Genomic DNA, 22016 nt, shown 5'->3' with positions numbered 1-22016 from the left:
GTGTGTGATTATAGCGCACAGAACGGGAATGGGGCGTCGTCCGCGACGTGCCCATCGACGCGCGCCTCAGTAGGTTTCCGAGGGGTCGGCGGGACCGCTGAAGACGGAGTACACTACGCCGAAGTACACCACGACTATCGGCAGGATGAACGCCGCGGCGACGGTCAGCATGGTGAGCGGCAGATCCGAGACGACCCCCTCCTGCACCGTCAGTCCGACCGCGGGGTCGATGGCGGGGTACAGGAGGTTTCCGACAAACGCGACCAGCGCGTACGGGAGGAACGCGGCCGCCGCGAACGCCGCGCGGTGGCGGTCCGCCCTGCTGGCGAGGACGACGCCCGCGACCAGCGCGACGGAGACGACGACGGCCGCCAGCGAGAGCGGCGACAGCAGCGCCCCGTGAAGGTCCGAGCGGGTCGCCGCGAGGTAGCCGATGACGACGACGACCAGCACGAGGTACGCGAGCGCGGCGCGAGCGCTGTAGTCCGACATCTCGTCGCGGAGCGTTCCGCGCGTCTTCAGGCCGAGGAACGCCGCTCCTTCAACGAGCGTGAGCGCGACGACCGTCAACCCGAACGCGAGGGAGGGAACCGACACGATGGTCGATGCGCCGAGCACCCAGTTGGCGGCGAACATGCCGAGCAGGAACGGTGACAACGCGCTGCCGACGATGAACGACCGACCCCACCAACGCTTCCAGCGGTCGTCCGACCGCTGTTCGTACAGTTCGGGCGCGATACCGCGGAGGATGAGCGCCCCGAGGATGGCGAACATCAGGAGGTAGTGGCGGCTGAACAGTCCGGCGTACGCCGCCGGGAAGACGGCGAACAGCGCCCCGCCGAACACGACGAGCCACACTTCGTTACCGTCCCATATCGGCCCGATAGCGGCCAGCAGCGTCTCGCGCTCCTCCTCGTCGTCGCGGGTGGCGAACAACAACCCGACGCCGAAGTCGAACCCGTCCAGGAAGAGGAACGTCCCGAGCAGGACGAACACGAGCGCGAACCAGAGCACCGCGAGATCAATCATCCGCGGCCACCTCGCTTCCGGGAGCCTCCCGCTGCGCGCGTTCGATTTTGGGCGCGCCGCCGCGGATTATCCGACGGATGACGTACACGTACACGACCAGCAGAGCGGTGTACACCGCGACGAATCCGAGCAGCGTCAGGGTCGCTTCGGTGCTCGAAAGCCCCGGTGAAACGCCCGCGCTCGTCTTCATCACGCCCTGTACGACCCACGGTTGGCGACCGACCTCGGTGACGACCCAGCCGGTTTCGACGGCGAAGAACCCGAGCAGCGACGTCCAGACGAACGCCCTGTGGAGGAGTCCGTCCTCGAACAGTTCGCCCGTCCGCCAGCGGTAGCCGCCCCAGAACGCGAGGAGCATGAACCAGAAGCCCATGGCGACCATCAACCGGAACGACCAGAAGACGATTGCCACCGGGGGCGACCCTTCGAACTCGTTCAGGCCGACGATTTCGGCCTGCGCGTCGCCGCCGCTGGCGAGCCACGACGCTCCGCCCGGAATCCCGATGCCGAAGATGTCCTTCGCGCGGGGATTGAGGATGTCGTTCAACGACGTCGGGAAGGCGACGATGTACTCGGGGACGTAGGTTGCGGTGTCCCAAACCGCCTCCATCGCGGCGAACTTCTGGGGTTGCGTCACCGAGATGTGGCGGGCGTACGCGTCGCCGTGAAGCACCTGCAGCGGGGCGGTGATGATGAGCGCGACGAGCGCGATTTTGAGCGTCGCGCGCCAAAAGCGGTCGTCGTCGGTTCGCGCGCTTCGAATGTGATAGGCCGCGATTCCCGCCATGAGCAGCGCGACGGAGAGCACGGCCGCGTTTTGCATGTGCACGAACATCCACGGGAACCGCGGGTTGGCGTAGGCGGCGATGGGGTCCACGAGGGTGACGATGGGATTGCCGTTCCTCATGACGACCTCGAACCCGCGCGGCGTCTGCATCCACGAGTTCGCCACCAGAATCCATACCGCGGAAAGCCACGTTCCCAATCCGACCAAAATAGACGAGAGGAGATACAACCTGTCAGAAACCCGCTCGCGGCCGAAGACGAAGATTCCGAGGAACGTCGCTTCGAGGAAGAACGCCATCATCCCCTCGACGGCCAGCGGTCCCCCGAACAGTTCCCCCGTCGTCGCCGCGAACGCCGCGAAGTTCGTCCCGAACTCGAACTCCAACACCAGTCCGGTGACGGTGCCGACGACGAAGCTGACCGCGAATATCCGAACCCAGAACCGCCGTAGCTGCTCGTAAATGGCCTCACCCGTCCGTACCTCCTTCCACGTGAAATAGACGAGGAACGGCGCGAGACCCATACTCACCACTGGAAACACGATATGTACGATAGTCGTCAGTGCGAACTGGAGACGGCTTGCGGTTGTTGGGTCGAGCATACTCACTCCTAATCCGAGCTAAGTGTGACATCCGCATTAGAACGCGGATGATTCCCACCCCACGATAATCAGATGCCGAGAATTAGAACTGTTACGGCCGACGAACTGTTCGGACCAGTATGATTTTGAGCGTCGATAGCGTCCATTCTAGGGTAAATGTACGAGCGAATCCTGCTCCCAACGGACGGGAGCGTGTCCACGGACAAGGCGGTCGAACAGGCGCTCAACCTCGCGGACGCCTACGGCGCGAGCCTACACGTCCTATCGGTCGTCGACCGAACCATCGTCCCGCCGGACGTTCGGTCCGACATCCTCTACGACGAACTCGAAGACGAGTGCGCCGACGCGGTTTCGGACGTCGAAGCCGCGGCGAACGAGGCGGGTGTGGACGTGGAAACGACGGTACTCCGCGGGACGCCACACCGCGTGATTCTGGACTACGCCGACAAGAACGACATCGACTGCATCGTGATGGGAACGCACGGCCGCCGCGGTCTCGACCGGTACCTCCTCGGCAGCGTCACCGAAAAGGTCGTCCGCCTGTCGGAGGTCCCCGTCCTGACGGTTCGGATGAACGAGGAGGAGTGAAACGAGGGGTCGAAGCCGAACGGTGAAAATCCCCGGATACGGTATAATTTGGCGTTTCAGGCAGTTAAGACCGGATTTCCCGTCATAGACTTTTGTCGGATGACGCCGTAGACGTGTGCGGGTAGATGAGAAAATGATTGACACGCTAACAGACACGGGCGGATGAACGTTCTCGAAAGCGTTCGAATCAGTTGGCGAAACATCCGCGAACACAAACTGCGCTCGACGCTGACGACGCTCGGCGTCATCATCGGCGTGGCGGCGGTCATCACCTTCGTCACGCTCGGCGCGAGTTTGCAGGCGGATATCGTCAACACGGTCGCCGGCGGCAACGCGGCGACCATGTACGTCTCGGCGGAGTCGCCGAGTCAGAGCGGGATTCCGAACTTCGGGAGTAGCGGCGGACAAACGATTTTCACCGAGCACGACCTCGGCGGGATTCGGTCGCTCGAAGGCGTCGAAGCGGCCGTTCCGGAGAGCGGTATCGCCGCCTCCACGGTGGCGTTCAACAACTCGACGGTCGGTCGGCAGTGGGTCGTCGTCACGTCTCCGCCCTACTTCGACGTGAAAAACCAGCAATTCGTCTCGGGCGGGTCGTTCCGGAGCGGGAAACGCGAAGTGGTCCTGAACCGCCCCGCCGCGCGGATGTTCAGCGGCGGAAACGTCTCCGTCGGGGACAACATCACCGTCACGCGCGCCGTCAACGGGGAAGAGATCAACGCGACGGTGACGGGCATCGTCGAACCGTCCGACGAGACCACGCTTGGCATCAGCAGCGGCCCGACCCCGCGAATCTTCGCACCGACGGACCCCTTCTACCAGCGGACGGTGTACAGTCCGTCGGCGGACCGCAACCAGCGCGTGTACGGGCGGATACTCGTCCTCGCGGGCAATCCCGGCCAAGTGGACGCGGTGCAGGGGCGCGTCTACACGTACCTGGGCGAGGGCTCTGACGCGAGCGAACTGAAATCGGAGAACTACAAGTTCAAGGTGACGACGCAGGAGGAACTGGTCAGCCAGGTCAAACGGGTCAGCGACACGTTCACGGCGTACATCTCCGGCATCGCCCTCATCTCGCTCATCGTCGGAGCAATCGGCATCGCCAACATCATGCTGGTGAGCGTGACCGAACGGACCCGCGAAATCGGCATCATGAAAGCCGTCGGCGCGCAGAACACCGATGTCCTCCAGTTGTTCCTGTTCGAGGCGGTGTTGCTCGGCCTGTTCGGGTCGGCGCTGGGCGCGCTCGTCGGCTTCGGCGGCGGCTACGTCGCGGCCCAGCTCATCGGACTCCCCCTCGCGTTCAGGGCGGAGTGGTTCGGTATCGCCGTCGTGGTCGGCGTCATCGTCGGGGTGCTCGCGGGACTCTATCCGGCGTGGGACGCGTCCCACACGAACCCCATCGACGCGCTCCGCTACGAGTGACGGTCGCGGAACCTCTCGGACGAGAGAACGGTTCCGTGAACTGTTTCGACCGTTTCAAATCGGGGACGACGGAGCGAACTCGTTTGGACCGTCCGTCCCGAAATCGACGCACTCACAACCTCGTGTTACTGTCGGTGGAATTCGCACCTACCCTCACTCCGCGGTCAGTATTCGTTGCTATCCCGCCGATAGCCACTGGATAACAAAGAGTGAATCCTGCGATAGTTCCGTCCGAACGAGACCAGTGCCGCTGCCAGCCTCGGAGCGGCCGCTTCCCCCAACACAACCATGGCTAGTCATCAGACGGATTCGAAAACGGCGCAGGAATCGAGAGGACTGAGTTACGAACTGCCATGGCTCGTCCCCGCGCTCATCGCCGGAGTGTGCGTCCTCTATCTCTACGTCGGAAGTCATCCCTATCCGTCCTTCGGCGCGGGGCTGTACCTCCACATCGCCGAGGAGATACAGAAAAACGGCTACGTCCTTCCGAAGACGATTCCGGGCTACACGCCCGACGGCGTGCCTTTCGCGTATCCGCCGTTCATGTTCTACATCCTGGCCGTCATCCTCGACGTGACGCGAGTCGGCGCGTTCACCATCGCCAGATACCTTCCCGGCCTCGTCTCGGTCGCATACCTCGTCCCGCTGTACTTCCTCGCGCGGGACCTGTTCGGGTCGCGGCCACAAGCCTCGCTCGCCACGCTCATCGTCGCCGTCAGCCCGCCGGTGCTCCAGTGGCACATCTCGGCCGGGGGCATCGTCCGCGCTCCCGCGATGTTGTTCTCGCTGACCGGAATCTACGCCGGGTTGCACCTCTTTCGGAACCACGACCGCCGGTGGCTCGTCCCCGCGCTCGTCACCTTCGCGCTGACGGTGCTGACGCATCCGATGTACACCATCTTCTTCGTCATCAGCTTTCTCGTGCTCTACGTCCGGTTCGACCGGTCCGTACGCGGGCTCGCCTACGGGTTGGTCGTCGGTCTCGGCGGGATAGTGCTCACAGCCCCGTGGTGGCTGTCGATCGTCTCAATGCACGGAACCGCCGTGTTCAGCGGGGCCGCGGGTACCCACGGCGGGCTCGGCGGTGCCATTCCGGCGCTACGGGGATTACTACGCCAGCAGCTCAACGAACCGCCGTTCCTGTCGGCGTGGCACCTGCTTCCGGCAATCGGATGTCTCTGGCTCGTTCGACGACGCGAGTACTTCCTCCCCGCGTGGTTAGTCGTCATCACGGCGGCGATGGACGAGGCGCGTTTCGTGTTCCTCATCGGCGCGCTCATCACCGCGCGATTCGTCTTCGACGGCATCTTCCGGTGGGTCAAGGAAACCTCTTCGTCCGCCGAACGGAACGAAATCGTCACGTTTTCCGTGGTGTTGCTGGCGACCATCGGCCTCAGCGGCGGGATGTTGTACGCGATGGGCGGGATGAACGCCCACGCCGGGAGTCCGTCCCTCCCGCAGTTCGTCAACGACAACGACGTCGAGGCGATGACGTGGGCGGGCGAGCACACCGACCCGTCCGCACAGTTTCTGGTGCTCGGCGACGCCGCGGAGTGGTTCCCACAGCAGACGGACAGGACCATCGCCATCGGGCCGTGGGGCGTCGAGTGGAAGGGTCACGAGCAGTACCAGTATCAACTCCATCAGTTCCGCGAGCTATCTCGGTGTCACAGTGCCAACTGTCTGACGACGGAACTGATGCGGATGCAGGTACACCCGCAGTACATCTACGTCCCGAAGGAAACCTACACGATTCGCGGGATGCGCCACTACCAACCGCCGGAGATGATGTCGACGATGCTCTCGTCGCCGCAGTATCACCTCGCGTTCGAGAACGACGAGGTGGCGATATTCGCGATGTCCGAGGGGTGGTATCCGTCGGGACCGGAGACGAGCGGACCGATGCCCGTCTGAGGGTGAGTGAGTCCGAACGCGACCCCCGAATTCGGCCCGAAAACAGCCGTGAGAGATAAGTCACGGCCGCGTGTATCGTCCATTCGGACGAATTTATTCACGAGAGAGTTACTTATGTCAGGACAATCACCACCGGAAAAACTTCGCGTCGGCGTCATCGGCGGCGGATTCATCGGAACGACCGTCGGACGCGCCTTCGAGGAGGACCCCCGCTCGACGGTCGTCGCCCTCGCCGACGTGAGCGAGGTGGCACGAGCGGAGGCCGGAAACGCGCTCTACGTCGGACAGGGGTCCCAGTACGAGCGGTACGAGGCGATGCTGGACGCCGAGGAGTTGGACGCGGTGCTCATCGGGACGCCGCACGCCTTCCACTACGAGCAGGTAACGGCCGCGCTCGACCGCGGGTTGCACGTGCTCTGTGACAAGCCGCTCACGACCGACCGCGAGAAAGCGCGCGAACTCGCGGAGCGAGCGGAGACGAGCGACCAGGTGCTGATGGTCGGCTATCAACGCCACTTGAACGAGGCGTTCGTCGAGGCGCGCGAGCGGTGGGCCGACTCGGAACTGACGCCGCGGTTTATCAGCGCCGAAATCACGCAGGACTGGATTTCCCGGTTCGAGGACACGTGGCGGACCGACCCCGACCTCTCGGGCGGCGGCAACCTCTACGACACCGGAAGCCACCTCGTGGACGCCGTTCTCTGGACGACGGGGCTGACGCCGACGTCGGTGCAGGCGGAGATGAAGTTCGCCGACGAGGACGACCGCGTGGACGAGCGCGCACAGCTCACGGTCGCGTTCGAGAACGGTGCCTCGGCCAGCATCTCGGTGTTCAGCGACGCGCCGTGCGTCCGCGAACACATCCACGTCTGGGACGACGAAGGGGCCGTGTACCTCGAAGGACGACAGTGGGAACCGCGGCAGCTGACCGAGATTCGGGAGGACAGCACGACGGTCTCGCCCTACATCGACCAGCAACGGGGCGAGGACAAGGCGGCCGTGTTCATCGACTGCATCGAGAGCGGGAAGACGCCGCCCGCGACGGCCCGCGACGCGTTCGCCGTGACCGCGCTCACCGAAGCGGCCTACGAGTCCGCGCGAAACGGCGAGCGCGTGACGGTTTCGCTCGACTGATCGTCGAAGCGGTTACCGGAAGAAGCGTTCGTAGCCACTCTCGGTGGTCCCGTCCGGGTCAGGTCCACCCGAGGCCGTCCACGACGTGCTTGCCGCCGATGAGGATGAGCGCGCCGCCGGCGAGGAGCACGAATTTCAGCGGTTCGTTCGTCGTTTCGGCTTCGAGAAATCCATCGCTCGGGGACCCCGGGGATACGTATGCCGTCACCGAGTCGCCCGTCTCGTACCCATCGATGATAGACCGAGCCTTCGATTTCGTATCGTAGCTCGGCGTGATAGTGGCGGGGTAGATGTTGTGTGCCGTGTAGGACTCGCCGCGGTAGCGATAGTCGAACGCGACCGTCGGCTTGTAGTCCGGGGAACTACGACGCCTGGAGATGCGTTCGACGCCCGTATCGGTGATGGTGGCGTTCACCGTCACTGCATCGGCCACGGCGTCGGATTGTTGCGTGTAGTCGTAGACGCCGTAGCCCGCGACGGCGATGCCGACGACCAGCAGTAACGCCCCGAGATGGGTACGGTCGAACGTGTTCAACGCGTTGGAGAGTTTCGAATCTGGGGACACGACGGGACGTGACAACCAAAAGATGATAGTTTTTACGCACGAGCCGTTGGCGCACATCGCCGCTTCCGTCCGCTTTTTGACGGTTCGCTACCGACCAACGAGCGAATGGGAACCCGAGTGTTCGGTCGGTTTTCGCGCGTCGCCGACTACGACACGCTCCTGTTGACGGCCGGACTCTGGTTTCTCGCCAAGTTCCTGCGGTACGCACTTCCGGCGCTGTTTCCCACCTTTCGAACCCAGTTCGGCGTCTCGAACGCGTTTCTCGGAACGGTGTTCACGGCCACGATGCTCGGCTACTCGCTCATGCAGTTTCCCAGCGGCGTCCTCGCCGACCGGTTCGGCGCGGTGCGGGTCATCGCGGCGGGTGCCGCGGTCGCCGCCGGAGGGGCGCTGGTGCTCGGGGTCGCCGCGCCGCTCGCGGTGCTCGTCGGCGGTATGCTCCTCGTCGGGGTGGGGACGGGCATCCACAAGACGGTCTCGATTCGGTTGCTCTCGCGGGAGTACCCGACGAGAACCGGCCGGGCGCTCGGCCTGTTCGACACGCTCGGAGCGTTCGGCGGCGTGGCCGCACCCGCGGCCGTCGTCCTCGTGACCGACGCCGGAAACTGGCACGCGCTCTTTCTCGCGGGTGCCGTGGAGGGGTTCGCGCTCGGCGGCGGCGTCCTCGCGTACGTCCCACGGCGGTCATCGGACGCCGAGGACGATGGTGAGAATGGTGACTCCGCCGGTGGAGACGATTCCGCGAACCCGCTCGCGTTCCGGCGGTATCTCGACCTCTTTCGAAGCCGTCGGTTCACGGTATTCGTCGGCGTGACCGTCTGTTTCAGCTTCGCGTACAACGGCGTCGTCGCGTTCCTCCCGCTCTATCTCACCGACCACGGGTTGTCCGAGTCGGCGGCGTCGCTCGTCTACAGCGCCCTGTTCGCCGTGAGTCTGGTGCAGGTCGTCACCGGCGACCTCTCGGACAGAATCGGGCGGCTTCCGCTCGCCGTCGCCGTCCTCGCCGTCGCGGCGGGCGCGCTCGGGGCGCTTTCCCTCGCGGGGACGGCGAGCGCCGTCGTCTTCGGCGGTATCGTCGTCGCGCTCGGCATCGGCAGTCACGGATTCCGTCCGATTCGCGGCGCGTACCTCGCGGCGACGATTCCCGACGACGTTGCCGGAGGTGGCCTCGGGTTGGTCCGTACCCTGCTGATGGGCGTCGGCGCGCTCGCGCCCGCCGTCGTCGGCGTCGTCTCCGACACGACCGGGTTCGCGGCCGCGTTCGGCCTGCTCGCGGTCGTGATGTCGTGTGCGGCGCTCTTGGCAGTTCTCACCGCACTTATCGGGACGTGAAACCCTTATCGGGAAGTGAAACCGACGAGCGGGGCGGGCGGTCGCGGTCATCCGCGGACCGCTCGACCGATCAGCCGACGTAGTGGGCGGCGACCCACGTCAGCAGCCCGAGCAGGACGAACGGAACGACGAGCAACAGCAGACCGAGGACGCGGTAGAGTTCGTTCGGCGGATACGGCGACGTTACGAAGAAGAGGACGAAGAAGAACCCGAGGATGATGAGGGGAACGATGTTCACCACGATGTCGAGCAGCGTCTCGCGGTCGAAGACGGAGTAGGTGGCCATCAGTCGTCACCTCCCGTGGCCTCGTCCGAACCGCCGTCCGTCAGTCCGTCGCCATCGCCGTCGCCACCGTCGGCGAGCGCGGTTTCGCGTCGGTTCTCGAACCACACCCACTCGGGCGAAAGCATGCCTTCCTCCTCCAGCGCCCACGGGTCGCCGCTTTCGACCGCCGGGCCTTCGAGCCACGACTGGACGATGTTCCAGACGAAGATGAACTGGCCGATACCGAGGATGAACGCACCGAGCGTGGCGACCTGGTGCCACGTCGTGAACTGCGGGAGATAGGTCGCGTACCGGCGGGGCATGCCGCCGTAGCCGAGGAACAGCATGGCGAAGAACGTCACGTTCGTTCCGATCATCGTCAGCCAGAAGTGCCAGTGGGCGAGCGACTTCTGGTACATCTTGCCGCTGTAAATCGGGAACCAGTAGTAGAACGCCGCGAACAGGGCGACCCCGATGGCACCCATCACGATGAAGTGGAAGTGGCCGACGACGTAGTAGGTGTCGTGGAGCACGAGGTCGACCGGAATCGCCGCGAGGAAGATGCCCGTCACGCCCCCGATGATGAAGTTCTGGATGAACCCGATGGAGAACAGCATCGGTGCCGTCAGGCGGATGTTCCCGTTCCACATCGTCGTAATCCAGTTGAAGACCTTGACGGCGCTGGGCACCGCGATGGCCAGCGACACCGCCATGAAACTGAGACGGATACGTGGGTCGATACCCGTTGCGAACATGTGGTGGGCCCAAACGCCGAACGAGAGGACGCCGATGGCCAACGTCGAGTAGACGACGAACTTGAATCCGAACAGCTTCCGGCCCGCGAAGCGCGGTAGAATGAGACTGACCAACCCCATCGGCGGGAGGACGAGGATGTACACCTCCGGGTGCCCGAAGAACCAGAAGAGGTGTTGCCACAGAATCGGACCGCCGCCGCCTTGTGGGGAGAAGAACGTGGTCCCGAAGTTGCGGTCGAGCAGGAGCATGATGATGGCGCTGCCGAGCAGCGGGAACGCGAACAGGATGAGCCCCGACTGCGTGACCATCGTCCACGAGAACAAATCGAGGTTCTCCCACCCGATGTTCGAACCGCGTTCGGTGAAGATGGTGGCGATGAAATTTATCGCCCCCATCGTGGTGCTGATGCCCGAGAGGTGCAGACCGAGAAGCATCAGATCCGTCGCCGGACTCGGTTGCTGAACGGAAAGCGGCGTGTACATCGTCCAACTCGTCTGTGCCGGTTGGATGCCCGACCCGATTGCCCCGAGTGGGAAGCCGATCCAGATGAGTATCGCCGCGGGCGGTAGCAACCAGAAGGCGATGGCGTTGATGCGCGGGAACGCCATGTCGTCCGCCCCGATGAGGAGCGGGATGAAGTAGTTCGCAAACGCCGCAATCATCGGCGTCCCGAACAGGAGCAACATCGTGAGGCCATGGGTCGTCATCAGCGCGTTGTACGACTGCGCCTGGAGGAACATCGTGTCAGGCGAGAGTAGTTCGGTTCGCATCAGCAGGGCGCCGATTCCGCCCCAAGCGAACGTTATCAACCCGTAGACGCCGTACAGGATGCCGATATCCTTGTGGTCGACAGTCGTCAGCCAACGGAGTATCCCCGAGGGCTTTTGCGCGTAGCCGACCCCCTGCTCTTCGCCGCGACCGAACCCCCCACCGGTGGGTGTGTACGACCGCCAGTCCTCGACTTGGAGGATGAAGTAGAGGACGACGAGAAGGAACCCACCCATCAGGATGGAGAGCGCCAATGATGTGGTAAGCGCTGCCATCACACAATGGTCGGGAGGCAAGGAGTAATTCGTTTCGGTCGTTTGTCATTTATTGCGTGGACACACGGGTCCCATCTATGACCTGAATTGTATTCGATGTGAAGCGTTCCGCGAGAAGGGACGTAGCACGACAACTCAAGTGGCGGACGGCAACGCGGAACGCACGGACGACGCGCCGAACCGGGCGTTACCAGAACGTGAGGTTTTTCTTCACCGCTTCCCGCTTCAGTTCCTGAATGTGCTGTGTCAGCGGGATGTCCTTCGGGCAGACGTTGGTACAGGAGAACTGCGTCTGACAGCGCCAGACGCCGTGTTCTTGGTCCATCAGGTTCAGTCGATGTTCCGTCACGGACTCGCCCTCGCGTTCGTCCATGGCGAACCGGTACGCCGCGTTGATGGCCGCCGGGCCGAGGTACCGGTTGTCGCCCGCCGCGATGTTACACGAGGACATGCACGCACCGCACCAGATACACCGGGTTGCCGTCTTTATCTCCTCGCGGTTCTCGCGGGACTGGCGCTGTTCTTCGAGGTCGTCGTCCGGCTTCTCGTCCGTCTGGAAGTAGGGTTCGACCGCGTGCATCTGGTCGTAGAAGTGCTCCATCTCCACCACGAGGTCTTTGATGACCTCCTGATGCGGCAACGGTTCGACCTGCACCGGGCTGTCGAGGTCGGACACCTGCGTCTGGCAGGCCAGCCGTTGTGACCCGTTGATGAACACGGCGTCGCTCCCGCAGATGGCTTGCCGACACGAGTGGCGCACCGTCAGCGTGGAATCGAAGTGGTCGCGGGCGTAGATGAGCGCGTCGAGGACCGTCAGCCCCCGTTTGTCCGGGACGTAGAAGTGGTCGAACCGCGGCTTTTGCTTCTCGGGCACGTCGGGGTCGTACCGGAACACCTTGAGGTGAACCGACTCGTCCCGCGATTCGGCGGCCCGTTCCGCCTCGGCTTCGCGCTCCCGTCGCCGCCGCGCCTTGCGCTCCAGTCGGCGCTGTTGTGGCGACGATTCGGTCGCTCTTCCAGCCTGTTCCACTTCCTCTTCGGACTCCTGTCGCTCCATTTCCCCTTCCTGTTGGCTCATCGAAACCCCCTCGCACGGGTATCACGGGCCGAACGAGGATAAACCCCGTCGTCGATATGCCATTTCGGTCGGATGGCGAGCGACGGAACGACGGTTCGACGAACACCTCTCTGAAACGGACAAAAACGGTAACATGTTGGGCGACCATGCAGGAACGATTCGCATGGAATCCAAACGACACGCACAGAGCAGACGACGCGTCCTCAAACGGGGTGCCCTCGCCACCGCCGGGGTGGCTTTCGGCGTCCCCTCGCTCGTCGGGCAGGCGAGTGCGCAAGACGAGACGGAGGACTGCTGTAAGACCTGTTGGATGGACGTGAAACCCGGCTGTTGTCCGAACACGGTGAACGCGCGGGCGGACGAACCCGTCACGGTCTACATCGGCTGGCCGAACGTGAAACCCGAGAGCGTTCGTCTGGTTCCGTCGTCGGACCGGGCACCGTTCGAATCGCGGCGCTGTCAGAAGTACCGAAATCCGAAGTGGCGAGACATCTCCTGTGCGGACATCGACGGTCTGCTCTCGGAGACCGACGGGCGGTCCGCACCGGCGTGTCGCGTGAAAAACGAGAACGTGGACGGCGACGCCGACGGCGACACAGTACTGACCTTCTGTAGCTGTGACCTCGAACTGTGTTCGAGCGACCGGAGCCTGCTCCTCGAAGCCGAGACGGGAAGCGGCTGTCGCCTGCTCGCCGTCGATAGCGTGAAGCCGGTCAACTGCTGACCCGCCACCAAGCACTAATCCTTCTTCCTCGTATTTCGGGCGATGAAAGCATCCGACTTGCTGGTGGACTGTCTGGAGCAGGAGGGCGTCGAGTACGTGTTCGGGTTGCCGGGCGAGGAACTCGGCGACGTCCTCTTCTCGCTCCGCGACTCCGACATCGAGTTCATCCCCGTTCGACACGAACAGGGTGCGGCGTTCATGGCCGACGTGCACGGGCGGGTGACCGGACGTGCTGGCGTCTGCCTCTCGACGCTCGGGCCGGGCGCGACGAACCTCCTGACGGGGGTCGCGGACGCACATCTGGACAAGAGTCCCGTCGTCGCCATCACCGGACAGGCCGGACTCGAGCGCCAGCACAAGGAGAGCCATCAACTGCTCGACGTGCTCCACACCTACCGGTCGGTGACGAAGTGGAACACGCAGATGACCGACCCGGAAACCATCAACGAGTCGGTTCGCAAGGCGTTCAAACTCGCCGAATACGAGAAACCCGGCGCGACGCACCTCGAATTCCCGGAGGACGTCGCGGCCGAGGAAACGAGCGCGGAACCGCTCGAATTCACCCGTCGGGTGCGGCGACCCGACCCGGACGAGCGGTCCGTCGAGCACGCCGCCGAACTGCTCCAACGGGCCGATAGACCGCTCGTCATCGCCGGCAACGGTGCGGTGCGGGAGCGGGCGGCAGAGAGCCTCCGCGAGTTCGTCTCCGAAACCGACGTTCCCGTCGTCGGAACCTACATGGGTAAGGGGGCGCTCTCGGACGCCGACGAGCACTCCCTGTTCACGCTCGACTCGGGCGAAAACGGCGAGGCCGCGGACGCCATCGCGCGGGCCGACTGCGTGCTCACGCTCGGCTACGACATCGCCGAACACGACCCCGAAAGTTGGAATCCCGACCGCGACAAGGACATCGTTCACCTCGACTCCGAACCCGCCGAGGTGTACGAACACTACAACCCGAACGTTGAACTCGTCTGTGACATCTCCGCCGGACTCGACGCGCTCCGGGAGCGACTCGACGTGGCCTGCCCCGCCGAATGGTACCGCGACAAGCGCGAGGCCATCGCCGAGCAGACGACCCGGCACCCCGAGTCCGACGACCCGGTGACGGTGAAGAACGTCCTCCCATTCCTCCGGGAGGCGATGGCCGACGAGGACGTGCTCGTCTCCGACGTGGGCAGCCACAAGATGGCCATCGCGCAGAACTTCCCGACCTACGAACCGAACACGGTCATCGTCTCGAACGGGCTCGCCAGCATGGGAATCGGCGTTCCGGGCGGTCTGGCGGCCGACCTCGCGTCCGATTCGAACGTCGTCGTCGCCACGGGGGACGGCGGGTTCATGATGAACGCGGCGGAGATAGAGACGGCGACCAGACTCGGCTGTGCGTACACCATCATCGTCTTCAACGACTCCGAGTACGGACTCATCACCGAGGAACAGGAGGAGGAGTTCGGCGAACACTTCGGGACCGGCCTGACGAATCCCGACTTCGTGAAATTCGCCGAAAGCTTCGGCATCGACGCCACGCGGGCCGAGACGTGGGACGAAATCGACGCGGCGCTGACCGAAGCGGTCGAGAGCGAGGACATGACGTTGGTCGAGATACCGGTGCGGTAAGCACGAACCCGCGCCGGAATCGAGTCGGCGGGTACCCCGACCGAAATCACCTATACGAACGCCGACGAACGAGTTCTCGAATGACTGGTACGACGGAACCGATCGCCCTCGACGTGCTCCTGCTTCCAGCCTTCGCGGCGGACGACTTCGACGTGGAGAAAGACCTCCCCGACGAGTTCGAACGCTGGCGCGAGAGCTACGAGTTCGAGAATTCGGTGTCGGTATCGGGCGCGAACATGCCCGTCTACTACACGGACGACGGCATCGGAATCACCTCGACGGGGATGGGAAAAGCGGATGCGGCGGCGACCGTGACCGCCATCCTCGCCGGAGAGCGGTTCGACTGCTCGGAGACGTACTTTCTAACGGTCGGCATCGCCGGAGCGCCGCCGACGGTCGGAACGCTCGGGTCCGTGTTCGTCGCGGACAGCATCGTCGATTGGGACCGGAAACATCGCTGGGCGGCGCGCGACGGCGAGACAACGGACGAGCGGGAGCGGCCGCTCGAACTCCTCTCCTATCGGCCGCACGATTACGTCTACCACCTGAACGACGACCTCGTGACCGAAGCCGTCCGGGTCGCAAAGTCGGTCGAACTCCTCGATTCGTCGGGTACGGAAGCGTACCGAAACCGCTACGAACAGCAAGCTGCGCGGTCGAAGCCCGGCGTCGATGTCGGAACGACGCTCTGTGGCGACGAGTTCTGGCACGGAGCGACGATTTCCGAGCACGCCCAGTGGCTCACGGAGCAGTACGGTGCCGGAACCTACGCGACGACCGAGATGGAAGAGATGGGAACGGCGACCGCCCTCGACCGGTTCGGACTGCTGGACCGGTATCTGAGCGTGCGCGGGGTCGCCAACTTCGACAGACCCCACGACGGACAGTCGATTCGGGAGAGCCTGCACGACGGCGTGCAGGCGGAAACCTTCGACGTCACGCTTGAGAACGTTCGCCGCGTCGGGTCGGCCATCGTGGAGGAACTCCGCGACGGTGGAGATGTGAACGGGGAAACAGGCTGAGTTACCGTCCCAACCGGCCGCGAAGCATCGACATTCCCGTGCGAAGGCGCGAGGGGCGCGCTACGAGCGCCATCTCCGTCTCGGTCAGTTCGAAGTCGAAGATTTCGAGGTTCTGTTTCAGGTGCGCCTCGCTCGTCGATTTCGGAATCGTCACCACGCCGTCCTGCTGTGTCACCCACCGGAGTGCGACCTGTGCCGGGGACTTGTCGTACTTCGTCCCGAGTTCCGTGAGAACGTGGTCGTGCATGGCGCCGCCGTGGGCCAGCGGACTGTAGGCCGTCAGCAGCACGTCGTTTCGCTGGCAGTAGTCGAGCAACTCCGCCTGCGGGTTGAACGGGTGAAACTGCACCTGGTCGGTGAACACGTCCACCGTCGCCTCCTCCCGCGCCGTCTCCAACTGCCCCGTGTCGAAGTTGCTCACGCCGATGTGGCGGGCCACCCCGTCGCTCTGTAGGTCCGAGAGCGTCCGCATCACCTCGCCCGTCGAGGCGAGCGGGTTCGGCCAGTGGATGAGGAGCAAGTCCACGTACTCGGTCCCCAACTGCGCCAAACTCTCGTGGACGGAGTTGACGATGTCGGGACGTTTGCGGTGCATCGGCCACACCTTCGTCGTCAGAAAGATGTCGTCGCGGTCGACGTCGGAGTGCTCGATGGCTTGCCCGACCTGCCGCTCGTTGCCGTAGGCTTGCGCGGTGTCGATGTGTCGATAGCCGAGGTCGAGCGCGGTTCCGACCGCATCGCGGCACGTCGCGCCCTCCATCCGCCACGTTCCGAGGCCGACCTTCGGAATCTCCTCCCCGTGAATCGTCTCGTACTCCATATCGTTCGTATGCGTGCGGGACGGTAAATATCGACTGGCGGACTGGTGAGGGTCGAGCGGCGTTCCCGATACGCCGCCGCTATTCCTCGTCGTACGACACCACGCGTCCCCACGAACTCTTCTTCCCCCACAGTCCCGAACGCATACACTCCAACTCGACGATTTGGGAGTTGTCCACGAACAGGTTCACCTCCGGCCCGAAGTTCTTGATGTACCACTCGAAGACTTGCGGGTCGGCGGCCTCGAACACGCAGTTCTCGATGCCGACCTCGTTCGCTATCTCGAAGGCCACGTCGGTCCGCCAGTCGCGGACGCGCTCGGTGATTCCTTCGGATTCGACCATGATTTTGTACGCGCCTGCTTCGAGATGGCGGTGAGCCTCCTCGATGGCGCTCGCGGGGTCGATGGCCGCCTCGCTCTCCAGTTCCTCGACCGAAGAGGCCCCGCCAGCGCCGAATTGGACGTTGATTTCGGGCTTGGCCTTCAGGCCGTGGTCCTGAACGAGTCGGGTCAGTTCCACGAGGTCGTCGGTGTCGATGGCGATGAATCCCGAGGAGATTTCCACGATGTCGAAACCGAGGTTTCCGGCCTCCTCGATGTACCGTTCTACCTTGTCGTTGTCGCGGACGAGGACGTTCTCGATGAATCCCCCGGTCGAAACCTGAACGTCGTACTCGTGGCAGACGGTGATGAGTTCCTCCACCACGTCCTCGGGCATCAGTGCGAACGACCCGCCCGAGAACTTGTAGATGTCCACGTACTCGCCCATCGTGTCGAGGATGTCCTGCAGTTCGCGCGGCCCCATCGGGTCGTAGTACGGCCCGCGCATCTCGGTGATTCCCTTCTCCCGCGGTTTCGATTCGCGCTCGTTGACGTGCAGAAAGTCGAATGCTCTGTCGGTCATGAAACCCCCGGACGGGGTACGACGAACAGATACTAAAGGCGTTGGGCGTCGCAGTAAATGACAATAACTCAATAGAATATTCGTTCGCCAAACGCTGAAGGAACGCGGTTCGAAATTTTACAGGTATGGGCTCTCCACCATCACTCGCGTCGGAGATTCGGTCGATGAGCTTCGACGATATTTTTTTGCTCACCACGATGGCGGTGTTCGCCGTCTCGTTCATCGGCCCGGACTCGTACTTCGGAATCGACGACGGGACGCTCGCGTGGGGATTGACCCTGTTGGGGATGACGTGGGCGTTCTCCCGAGGACGTGTGGCATACTCGCCGACGAGCTTCGGGGTGAAACACCGCACCGACATCCGACCCATCGAAACCGACGGACGGGTCCGCTGTGACTGCTGTGGAGGTCGAACCGAGGACGGCGAGCGGCGGCGGTACGCCAAACAGCAGGTCGCCTTCGGCATCCCGCTCAGAACGCTCGACTGGGGCGAAAACGTCTACTGTCGGGACTGTCCGTCGCCTGAATCCGACGCCGAACCCGGAACGGAACCGATAGCGGACAAAAAGCGTTCACTGAGACTCGAACACGGATATCGATAGGCGGGTCGTTCGACGCCGAGACGTGCGGAAACCCGGCATTTCTCGCCGGTAGCGAGCGTTTGAAGCGCGACAGAGACGGCCTGTTTCGACTGAAGGGAAGCGAACGACGAACGACGAGGTATCAGGTCGGCTTCCGCGCGTCGGTGGCCGAGGACGGAACGATCACGGGGTCTCCGGGAATCGACGTCGAACGGGACGACGCCGACGGCGAGGACAGACTGGACGACATTCGACTGCTCTTTGGCTAGCTGGGAGTGCAGTCTCGGAATCGCGCTCGGTAGTCGGCGCGACGACCCGCTACAGCGGCACCCACGGCGGTTCGCCGATGCGGTCTATCTGCTCACCCGCCGGAAAGCGAACGAAGTCGTTCCGCTCACAGCCAGCGCCGTAGCGCTGGAGGTGCCACAGGACGCCGTTGTCGGACGGTGCCGAACAGGAGTCCGCCACCGTCTCGGTCGGGGGTGACGGCGACGACGGTGCTCCCGAGAGGACGCCGGGTACGATTCCGAACGACAGGACGACGAGCAGGACGATGCCGCGCGTCGTCGCGTCGGTCGGTCGTAAACGCTGGTCGTCGGTGTCAGAACCGGAATCGACCGGAGTTCTGGACGGACGGTCTGCGTCGGTCATATCGAAACGGAGAACGGCGCTCTCGTGCTTTGTTATTGGGAACCCATCCGTCGCGCAATCTCGATTACCGGTCGTCGTCGCGCCGACGGGCCGAAAAATAGTCGTGCTGTAAAGCGTTTGGAACTCGATTCGCCGAGTTCAGTAATCCGCTGGTTTAGTCGTCCTGGTTCTGCCAGTTGTAGTTTTCTGCGCTGGACCAGGCACCCTGCGCGTTCTCGTTCTCCTGCTCGCTGTACTGGACCGCGTACGCGTTGCCGGAATCACTGTCCCAGCCGACCGCAGCCGAGACCGCGTAGTTGTCCTCTTGGTGGTTGGCGTTGCCCTGTGCGACGTACTGGTCCTGGCTCACACCGGACCACGCGTGCTGTTCACTGTACTGTGCCTGATTGTCGTCCGCGAATGCGGCCGCGTTTCCGACGAAGCCAACCGCGAAGAGGCTGGCAACGACGGTCATAGCGAGGAGCATTCTAGTTCCTTTTTTCATTGTATTCACCTTGGACGACACCGACACGTCGTCGTGTGTTCATCGTCCACTTTCTCGTGTCGTCGCAACTGTATTTCAATGGAGAGGACCGTTTTTTCGACGCGGCGGGTCGGTACCTGATGGCTACCTTCATCGAGGTGAGGTAAGCAGGATAAGCCGGACGATACAGCCGAATTCAGGTCTTTCGGTCCAACACAGTTCGGCTAACTTATCCGATAAAGCGCAGCCGACCGGACGATAAATATCATAAAACATATAATATGTTCGAGCTTCCAGTCAAGTTATATGCTATCCATTGTCAGCATATCCGGGAGTTAACCGAGGGCTGACGCGCCGCCGTTAGTCGAGTAACCGCACGATGTCGTCGGCATCCCGGTCTTCGAGTCCGCGTACCGTCTCGATGATGTCCCCCCGGTGCGCTTCGTCGTATCGGGATTCGGTCATCCGCTCGAACTTCGATTCAACCTGTTCCCACGACATCGAGTTGTTCGGATGGCCCGCGAAGTCGTCCTTCTCGACGTGGTACGTCGTGCCGTCGTCCATCACCACGTCGATGTTCGCGGGCATCTCGCCCGCCTCGAAGCGGTCCGTGAGGTCCCCGTCCTCCTCCACTTCGACGGTTCGAAGGAGTTCCTGTACGTCGTCCCGTCGGATTCGGTCCGGGTCGTACTGCGCGTTCGTCATCTCGCGGTCGATGAGCGACACGGCGAGCATGTATGGCAGGGAGTGGTCGGCTTGCGCCTTCGTCTCCACCTCGTAGCGCGACCCCTCGCCGCCGCCGATGATGAGTTTCGCACCCGCGAACGTATCGAGGTGAATCGATTCCACGTCGTCGGGGTCGATGTCCTCGCGCTTCGCCAACTCGATGATTCCCTCGACGGCCGACTGGGCGTACGTCTCGGCGACGTACCGCTTCGTCATCACGTCGTGGACGCGCTCGCCCGGCGACAGGTCGACGTCGAACTCGCCGGAGACGATATGCTTCCATCCCTTTTGCCCCTCGAAGAGGTTCGTCGGCCCCTCGACGCCGTTTTTCGCCAGCATCGCCGAGTAGACGGCGTTTCGCGCGGCGTTCGCTGAGGCGAGACCCTTCCACTCCGAAATGCCCTCGGTCCGCGTCACCCGGAGGGCGTTGTGCGCGGTTCCGGCGATGCCGATGGCGGACCGGGTTTCCTCGCGGTCCAACCCGAGCAGTTTCGACGCGCCCGCCGTCGCCGAGATGACGGTGTGGGTAACGTGGTCCCATCCTCTGTCCCGAACTGGCGCGTTCCACGCCAGTTCGGCCTGCACCTCGTACGCGACGGCGATGGCGGTGATGAGGTCTTCCCCCGTACACCCCTCGTACTCCCCGCACACGATTGCGGCGGCGATGTTGTCGCTCGGATGCGGCGTCTCGCCGGGTGCGAGAAACGAGTCCATGTAGTCGAGATACCGGACGTACGCCGTGTTCAGCATGGTCGCGTCCGGCGGGGACGCGCTTCCGCCACCCCAGAGCGTACAGTCCCCGCCGTCACCCATCTCCTCGACGGTCGCGCGAACCGCCTCGACGGGTTTTTCGCCCATCGCTCCCACGGCGATTCCCACCGAGTCGAGCACCCGCTTTTTGAGTTCGTCCACCGTGTCCTCCGAAAGATCATCGTAGGTCGTTTCCGCGACGAAATCCGCGAGTTCTGCTGTCGTCGTCATGGCTCATGTGAGCAACGGGCACAGGTAAAAGTACAGCGGGCGATACGAGTCGGTAGTTCGGCGGCACTTTCGGGGTGTGGAAAACCATTATCGACATCCACGTGAATCCACACGAGATGAAGAAAGTCGCAATAGAGGATACGAACGGCCACGCGTCCCGCGCATTCCAACCGCTCACCGAAGCGCTCGGGGCTACCGGCCTCGCACTCAACTACTACGAACGCGCTTCCGGCGAACACATCGGCGATTGCTATCACCGCCATCACAAGCAGGAGGAAGTGTTCTACGTCCTCTCGGGCACGGCGACGTTCGAAACCGAGGACGGAGATGTCGAAGTAGACGCCGGGGAACTGATACGGTTCGCACCGGGCGAGTGGCAACAGGGGAGGAACGACGGGGGCGACCGACTCGTCGTCCTCGCACTCGGTGCGCCGCGTAGCGACGAACCGATGGACCTCCGCCGAACGTGCCCGTCGTGTGAGGAGCGAACGCCAGCAGTCCCCGAAGAGTCGGACGGCGAAGTCGTGTTCTACTGCGAAGTTTGTGGCGCAGAAACAGGGCGATACGGTTGGTGACCCTATTCGTGCGGAAGCGACATGACTGTCGCCTCGCCGGAGAGGACTTCCCGGTCGGTTTCCGCGCTGATTTCCACCGCGAGGCGGTCCGTGCCCAAATCCTCGGTCACGGTCGCCGTCGCGCTGACGGTTTCCCCCGGCCGGACGGGATTCTCGAAGTCGATGTTCTGGGAGAGATACACGATGTCGCCGGGGAGCGCCGCGAGCGCGGCGCTGACGACGCTGGCCGTGAGCGCACCGTGGGCGACGCGACCCCCGAACAGTCCGTCCTCGGCGTAGTCGGCGTCCACGTGGAGCGGGTTCTCGTCGCCGGTGAGCGCCGCGAACCGGTCGATTCGTTCCTGCGTCAGTTCCAACGTTGCCGTTTCGGAGTCCCCGACGGATGCGACTGGCATACCCGAACTCGGTCCCCGGCCGGAATGAATCTCCGGGT

At 63.5% G+C, this 22016-nt stretch carries 23 protein-coding genes; 11 read left to right on the top strand and 12 right to left on the bottom strand.

Annotation, left to right across the window (positions count from 1 at the left end; genetic code table 11):
• Nucleotides 1–66: 66 nt before the first annotated feature.
• Both cydB and B208_RS0119215 read right to left on the bottom strand, forming a co-directional pair.
• The gene (gene cydB, locus B208_RS0119220; protein ID WP_007980724.1) at nt 67–1029 is read right to left on the bottom strand and encodes a cytochrome d ubiquinol oxidase subunit II; all 963 of its coding nucleotides are present in this window, start codon (nt 1027–1029) and stop codon (nt 67–69) included.
• Complete coding sequence (locus B208_RS0119215; protein WP_026177960.1) at nt 1022–2416, bottom strand: cytochrome ubiquinol oxidase subunit I; 1395 nt, start codon at nt 2414–2416, stop codon at nt 1022–1024. The genes cydB and B208_RS0119215 overlap by 8 nt, the downstream gene beginning before the upstream one ends.
• 156 nt (nt 2417–2572) lie before the next feature.
• Here B208_RS0119215 and B208_RS0119210 point away from each other — a divergent pair, with 156 nt between their 5' ends.
• From B208_RS0119210 to B208_RS0119195, 4 genes are all read left to right on the top strand, one after another.
• The gene (locus B208_RS0119210) at nt 2573–3004 is read left to right on the top strand and encodes a universal stress protein (protein ID WP_007980730.1); all 432 of its coding nucleotides are present in this window, start codon (nt 2573–2575) and stop codon (nt 3002–3004) included.
• 162 nt (nt 3005–3166) lie between these two features.
• Nucleotides 3167–4429, top strand: a complete 1263-nt coding sequence (locus B208_RS0119205; protein ID WP_007980731.1) for an ABC transporter permease — start codon at nt 3167–3169, stop codon at nt 4427–4429.
• Nucleotides 4430–4717: 288 nt separating this feature from the next.
• The gene (locus B208_RS0119200; protein WP_007980732.1) at nt 4718–6343 is read left to right on the top strand and encodes an ArnT family glycosyltransferase; all 1626 of its coding nucleotides are present in this window, start codon (nt 4718–4720) and stop codon (nt 6341–6343) included.
• A gap of 114 nt (nt 6344–6457) precedes the next feature.
• Complete coding sequence (locus tag B208_RS0119195; protein ID WP_007980733.1) at nt 6458–7477, top strand: Gfo/Idh/MocA family protein; 1020 nt, start codon at nt 6458–6460, stop codon at nt 7475–7477.
• A gap of 58 nt (nt 7478–7535) precedes the next feature.
• Here the strand turns inward: B208_RS0119195 and B208_RS0119190 are convergent, their stop codons facing one another.
• Entirely contained in the window at nt 7536–8042 is a 507-nt protein-coding gene (locus B208_RS0119190; RefSeq protein WP_232423877.1) for a DUF3592 domain-containing protein, read from the bottom strand.
• A 105-nt stretch (nt 8043–8147) separates the two neighbouring features.
• Here B208_RS0119190 and B208_RS0119185 point away from each other — a divergent pair, with 105 nt between their 5' ends.
• The gene (locus B208_RS0119185; protein ID WP_018129069.1) at nt 8148–9374 is read left to right on the top strand and encodes an MFS transporter; all 1227 of its coding nucleotides are present in this window, start codon (nt 8148–8150) and stop codon (nt 9372–9374) included.
• Between the two features lie 70 nt (nt 9375–9444).
• On the opposite strand, the gene B208_RS0119180 is transcribed toward B208_RS0119185, so the two are convergent.
• From B208_RS0119180 to B208_RS0119170, 3 genes are all read right to left on the bottom strand, one after another.
• Nucleotides 9445–9660, bottom strand: coding sequence for a DUF6684 family protein (locus B208_RS0119180; RefSeq protein ID WP_007977263.1), 216 nt, complete (start codon nt 9658–9660; stop codon nt 9445–9447).
• Nucleotides 9660–11438 (bottom strand): cytochrome c oxidase subunit I, encoded by a 1779-nt coding sequence (gene ctaD, locus B208_RS0119175; RefSeq protein WP_073096689.1) that lies wholly within the window; start codon nt 11436–11438, stop codon nt 9660–9662. Before ctaD ends, B208_RS0119180 begins: the two co-directional genes overlap by 1 nt.
• A 187-nt stretch (nt 11439–11625) precedes the next feature.
• Nucleotides 11626–12516: a succinate dehydrogenase/fumarate reductase iron-sulfur subunit gene (locus B208_RS0119170; protein WP_026177959.1), complete on the bottom strand. Its 891-nt coding sequence runs from the start codon at nt 12514–12516 to the stop codon at nt 11626–11628.
• A 163-nt stretch (nt 12517–12679) separates the two neighbouring features.
• On the opposite strand from B208_RS0119170, the gene B208_RS0119165 reads away from it, so the two are divergent.
• The 3 genes from B208_RS0119165 to B208_RS0119155 all read left to right on the top strand — a co-directional run bounded on the left by B208_RS0119165 (nt 12680) and on the right by B208_RS0119155 (nt 15882).
• Nucleotides 12680–13240, top strand: coding sequence for a twin-arginine translocation signal domain-containing protein (locus B208_RS0119165; protein ID WP_007977260.1), 561 nt, complete (start codon nt 12680–12682; stop codon nt 13238–13240).
• 42 nt (nt 13241–13282) lie between these two features.
• Nucleotides 13283–14860 carry an acetolactate synthase large subunit gene (locus B208_RS0119160; protein WP_007977259.1) on the top strand — a complete coding sequence of 526 codons (1578 nt, stop codon included), beginning with the start codon at nt 13283–13285 and terminating at the stop codon, nt 14858–14860.
• An 80-nt stretch (nt 14861–14940) separates the two neighbouring features.
• On the top strand, nt 14941–15882 hold the full coding sequence (locus B208_RS0119155) for a phosphorylase family protein (RefSeq protein ID WP_007977258.1): 942 nt from the start codon (nt 14941–14943) through the stop codon (nt 15880–15882).
• 1 nt (nt 15883) lies between these two features.
• Here the strand turns inward: B208_RS0119155 and B208_RS0119150 are convergent, their stop codons facing one another.
• Together B208_RS0119150 and B208_RS0119145 are read right to left on the bottom strand one after the other, a co-directional pair.
• Nucleotides 15884–16702 carry an aldo/keto reductase gene (locus B208_RS0119150; RefSeq protein ID WP_007977257.1) on the bottom strand — a complete coding sequence of 273 codons (819 nt, stop codon included), beginning with the start codon at nt 16700–16702 and terminating at the stop codon, nt 15884–15886.
• 79 nt (nt 16703–16781) lie between these two features.
• Nucleotides 16782–17606 (bottom strand): phosphosulfolactate synthase, encoded by an 825-nt coding sequence (locus B208_RS0119145; RefSeq protein WP_007977256.1) that lies wholly within the window; start codon nt 17604–17606, stop codon nt 16782–16784.
• A gap of 164 nt (nt 17607–17770) precedes the next feature.
• Between B208_RS0119145 and B208_RS0119140 the strand changes: the two genes are divergently transcribed.
• Entirely contained in the window at nt 17771–18208 is a 438-nt protein-coding gene (locus B208_RS0119140) for a hypothetical protein (protein WP_007977255.1), read from the top strand.
• A 59-nt stretch (nt 18209–18267) separates the two neighbouring features.
• Nucleotides 18268–18456, top strand: coding sequence for a hypothetical protein (locus B208_RS0119135; protein ID WP_007977254.1), 189 nt, complete (start codon nt 18268–18270; stop codon nt 18454–18456).
• A 49-nt stretch (nt 18457–18505) separates the two neighbouring features.
• Here the strand turns inward: B208_RS0119135 and B208_RS0119130 are convergent, their stop codons facing one another.
• From B208_RS0119130 to B208_RS0119115, 3 genes are all read right to left on the bottom strand, one after another.
• Nucleotides 18506–18838, bottom strand: a complete 333-nt coding sequence (locus B208_RS0119130; protein ID WP_007977251.1) for a hypothetical protein — start codon at nt 18836–18838, stop codon at nt 18506–18508.
• Between the two features lie 154 nt (nt 18839–18992).
• Nucleotides 18993–19292, bottom strand: a complete 300-nt coding sequence (locus B208_RS0119125; protein WP_232423876.1) for a hypothetical protein — start codon at nt 19290–19292, stop codon at nt 18993–18995.
• Nucleotides 19293–19661: 369 nt separating this feature from the next.
• Complete coding sequence (locus tag B208_RS0119115) at nt 19662–21008, bottom strand: MmgE/PrpD family protein (protein WP_007977245.1); 1347 nt, start codon at nt 21006–21008, stop codon at nt 19662–19664.
• A gap of 116 nt (nt 21009–21124) precedes the next feature.
• Between B208_RS0119115 and B208_RS0119110 the strand changes: the two genes are divergently transcribed.
• A complete protein-coding gene (locus B208_RS0119110) occupies nt 21125–21583 on the top strand; it encodes a cupin domain-containing protein (protein ID WP_026177957.1) in 459 nt (152 codons plus the stop codon).
• Nucleotides 21584–21585: 2 nt separating this feature from the next.
• Here B208_RS0119110 and B208_RS0119105 read toward each other — a convergent pair whose 3' ends face one another.
• Complete coding sequence (locus B208_RS0119105; RefSeq protein ID WP_007977241.1) at nt 21586–21978, bottom strand: MaoC/PaaZ C-terminal domain-containing protein; 393 nt, start codon at nt 21976–21978, stop codon at nt 21586–21588.
• Nucleotides 21979–22016 lie beyond the last annotated feature (38 nt).

It is taken from the genome of Haladaptatus paucihalophilus DX253 (assembly GCF_000376445.1).
GTDB lineage: Archaea > Halobacteriota > Halobacteria > Halobacteriales > Haladaptataceae > Haladaptatus > Haladaptatus paucihalophilus.
Note: the sequence above shows the minus strand (reverse complement) of the source record. Positions and strands in the feature narration are given on the sequence as shown.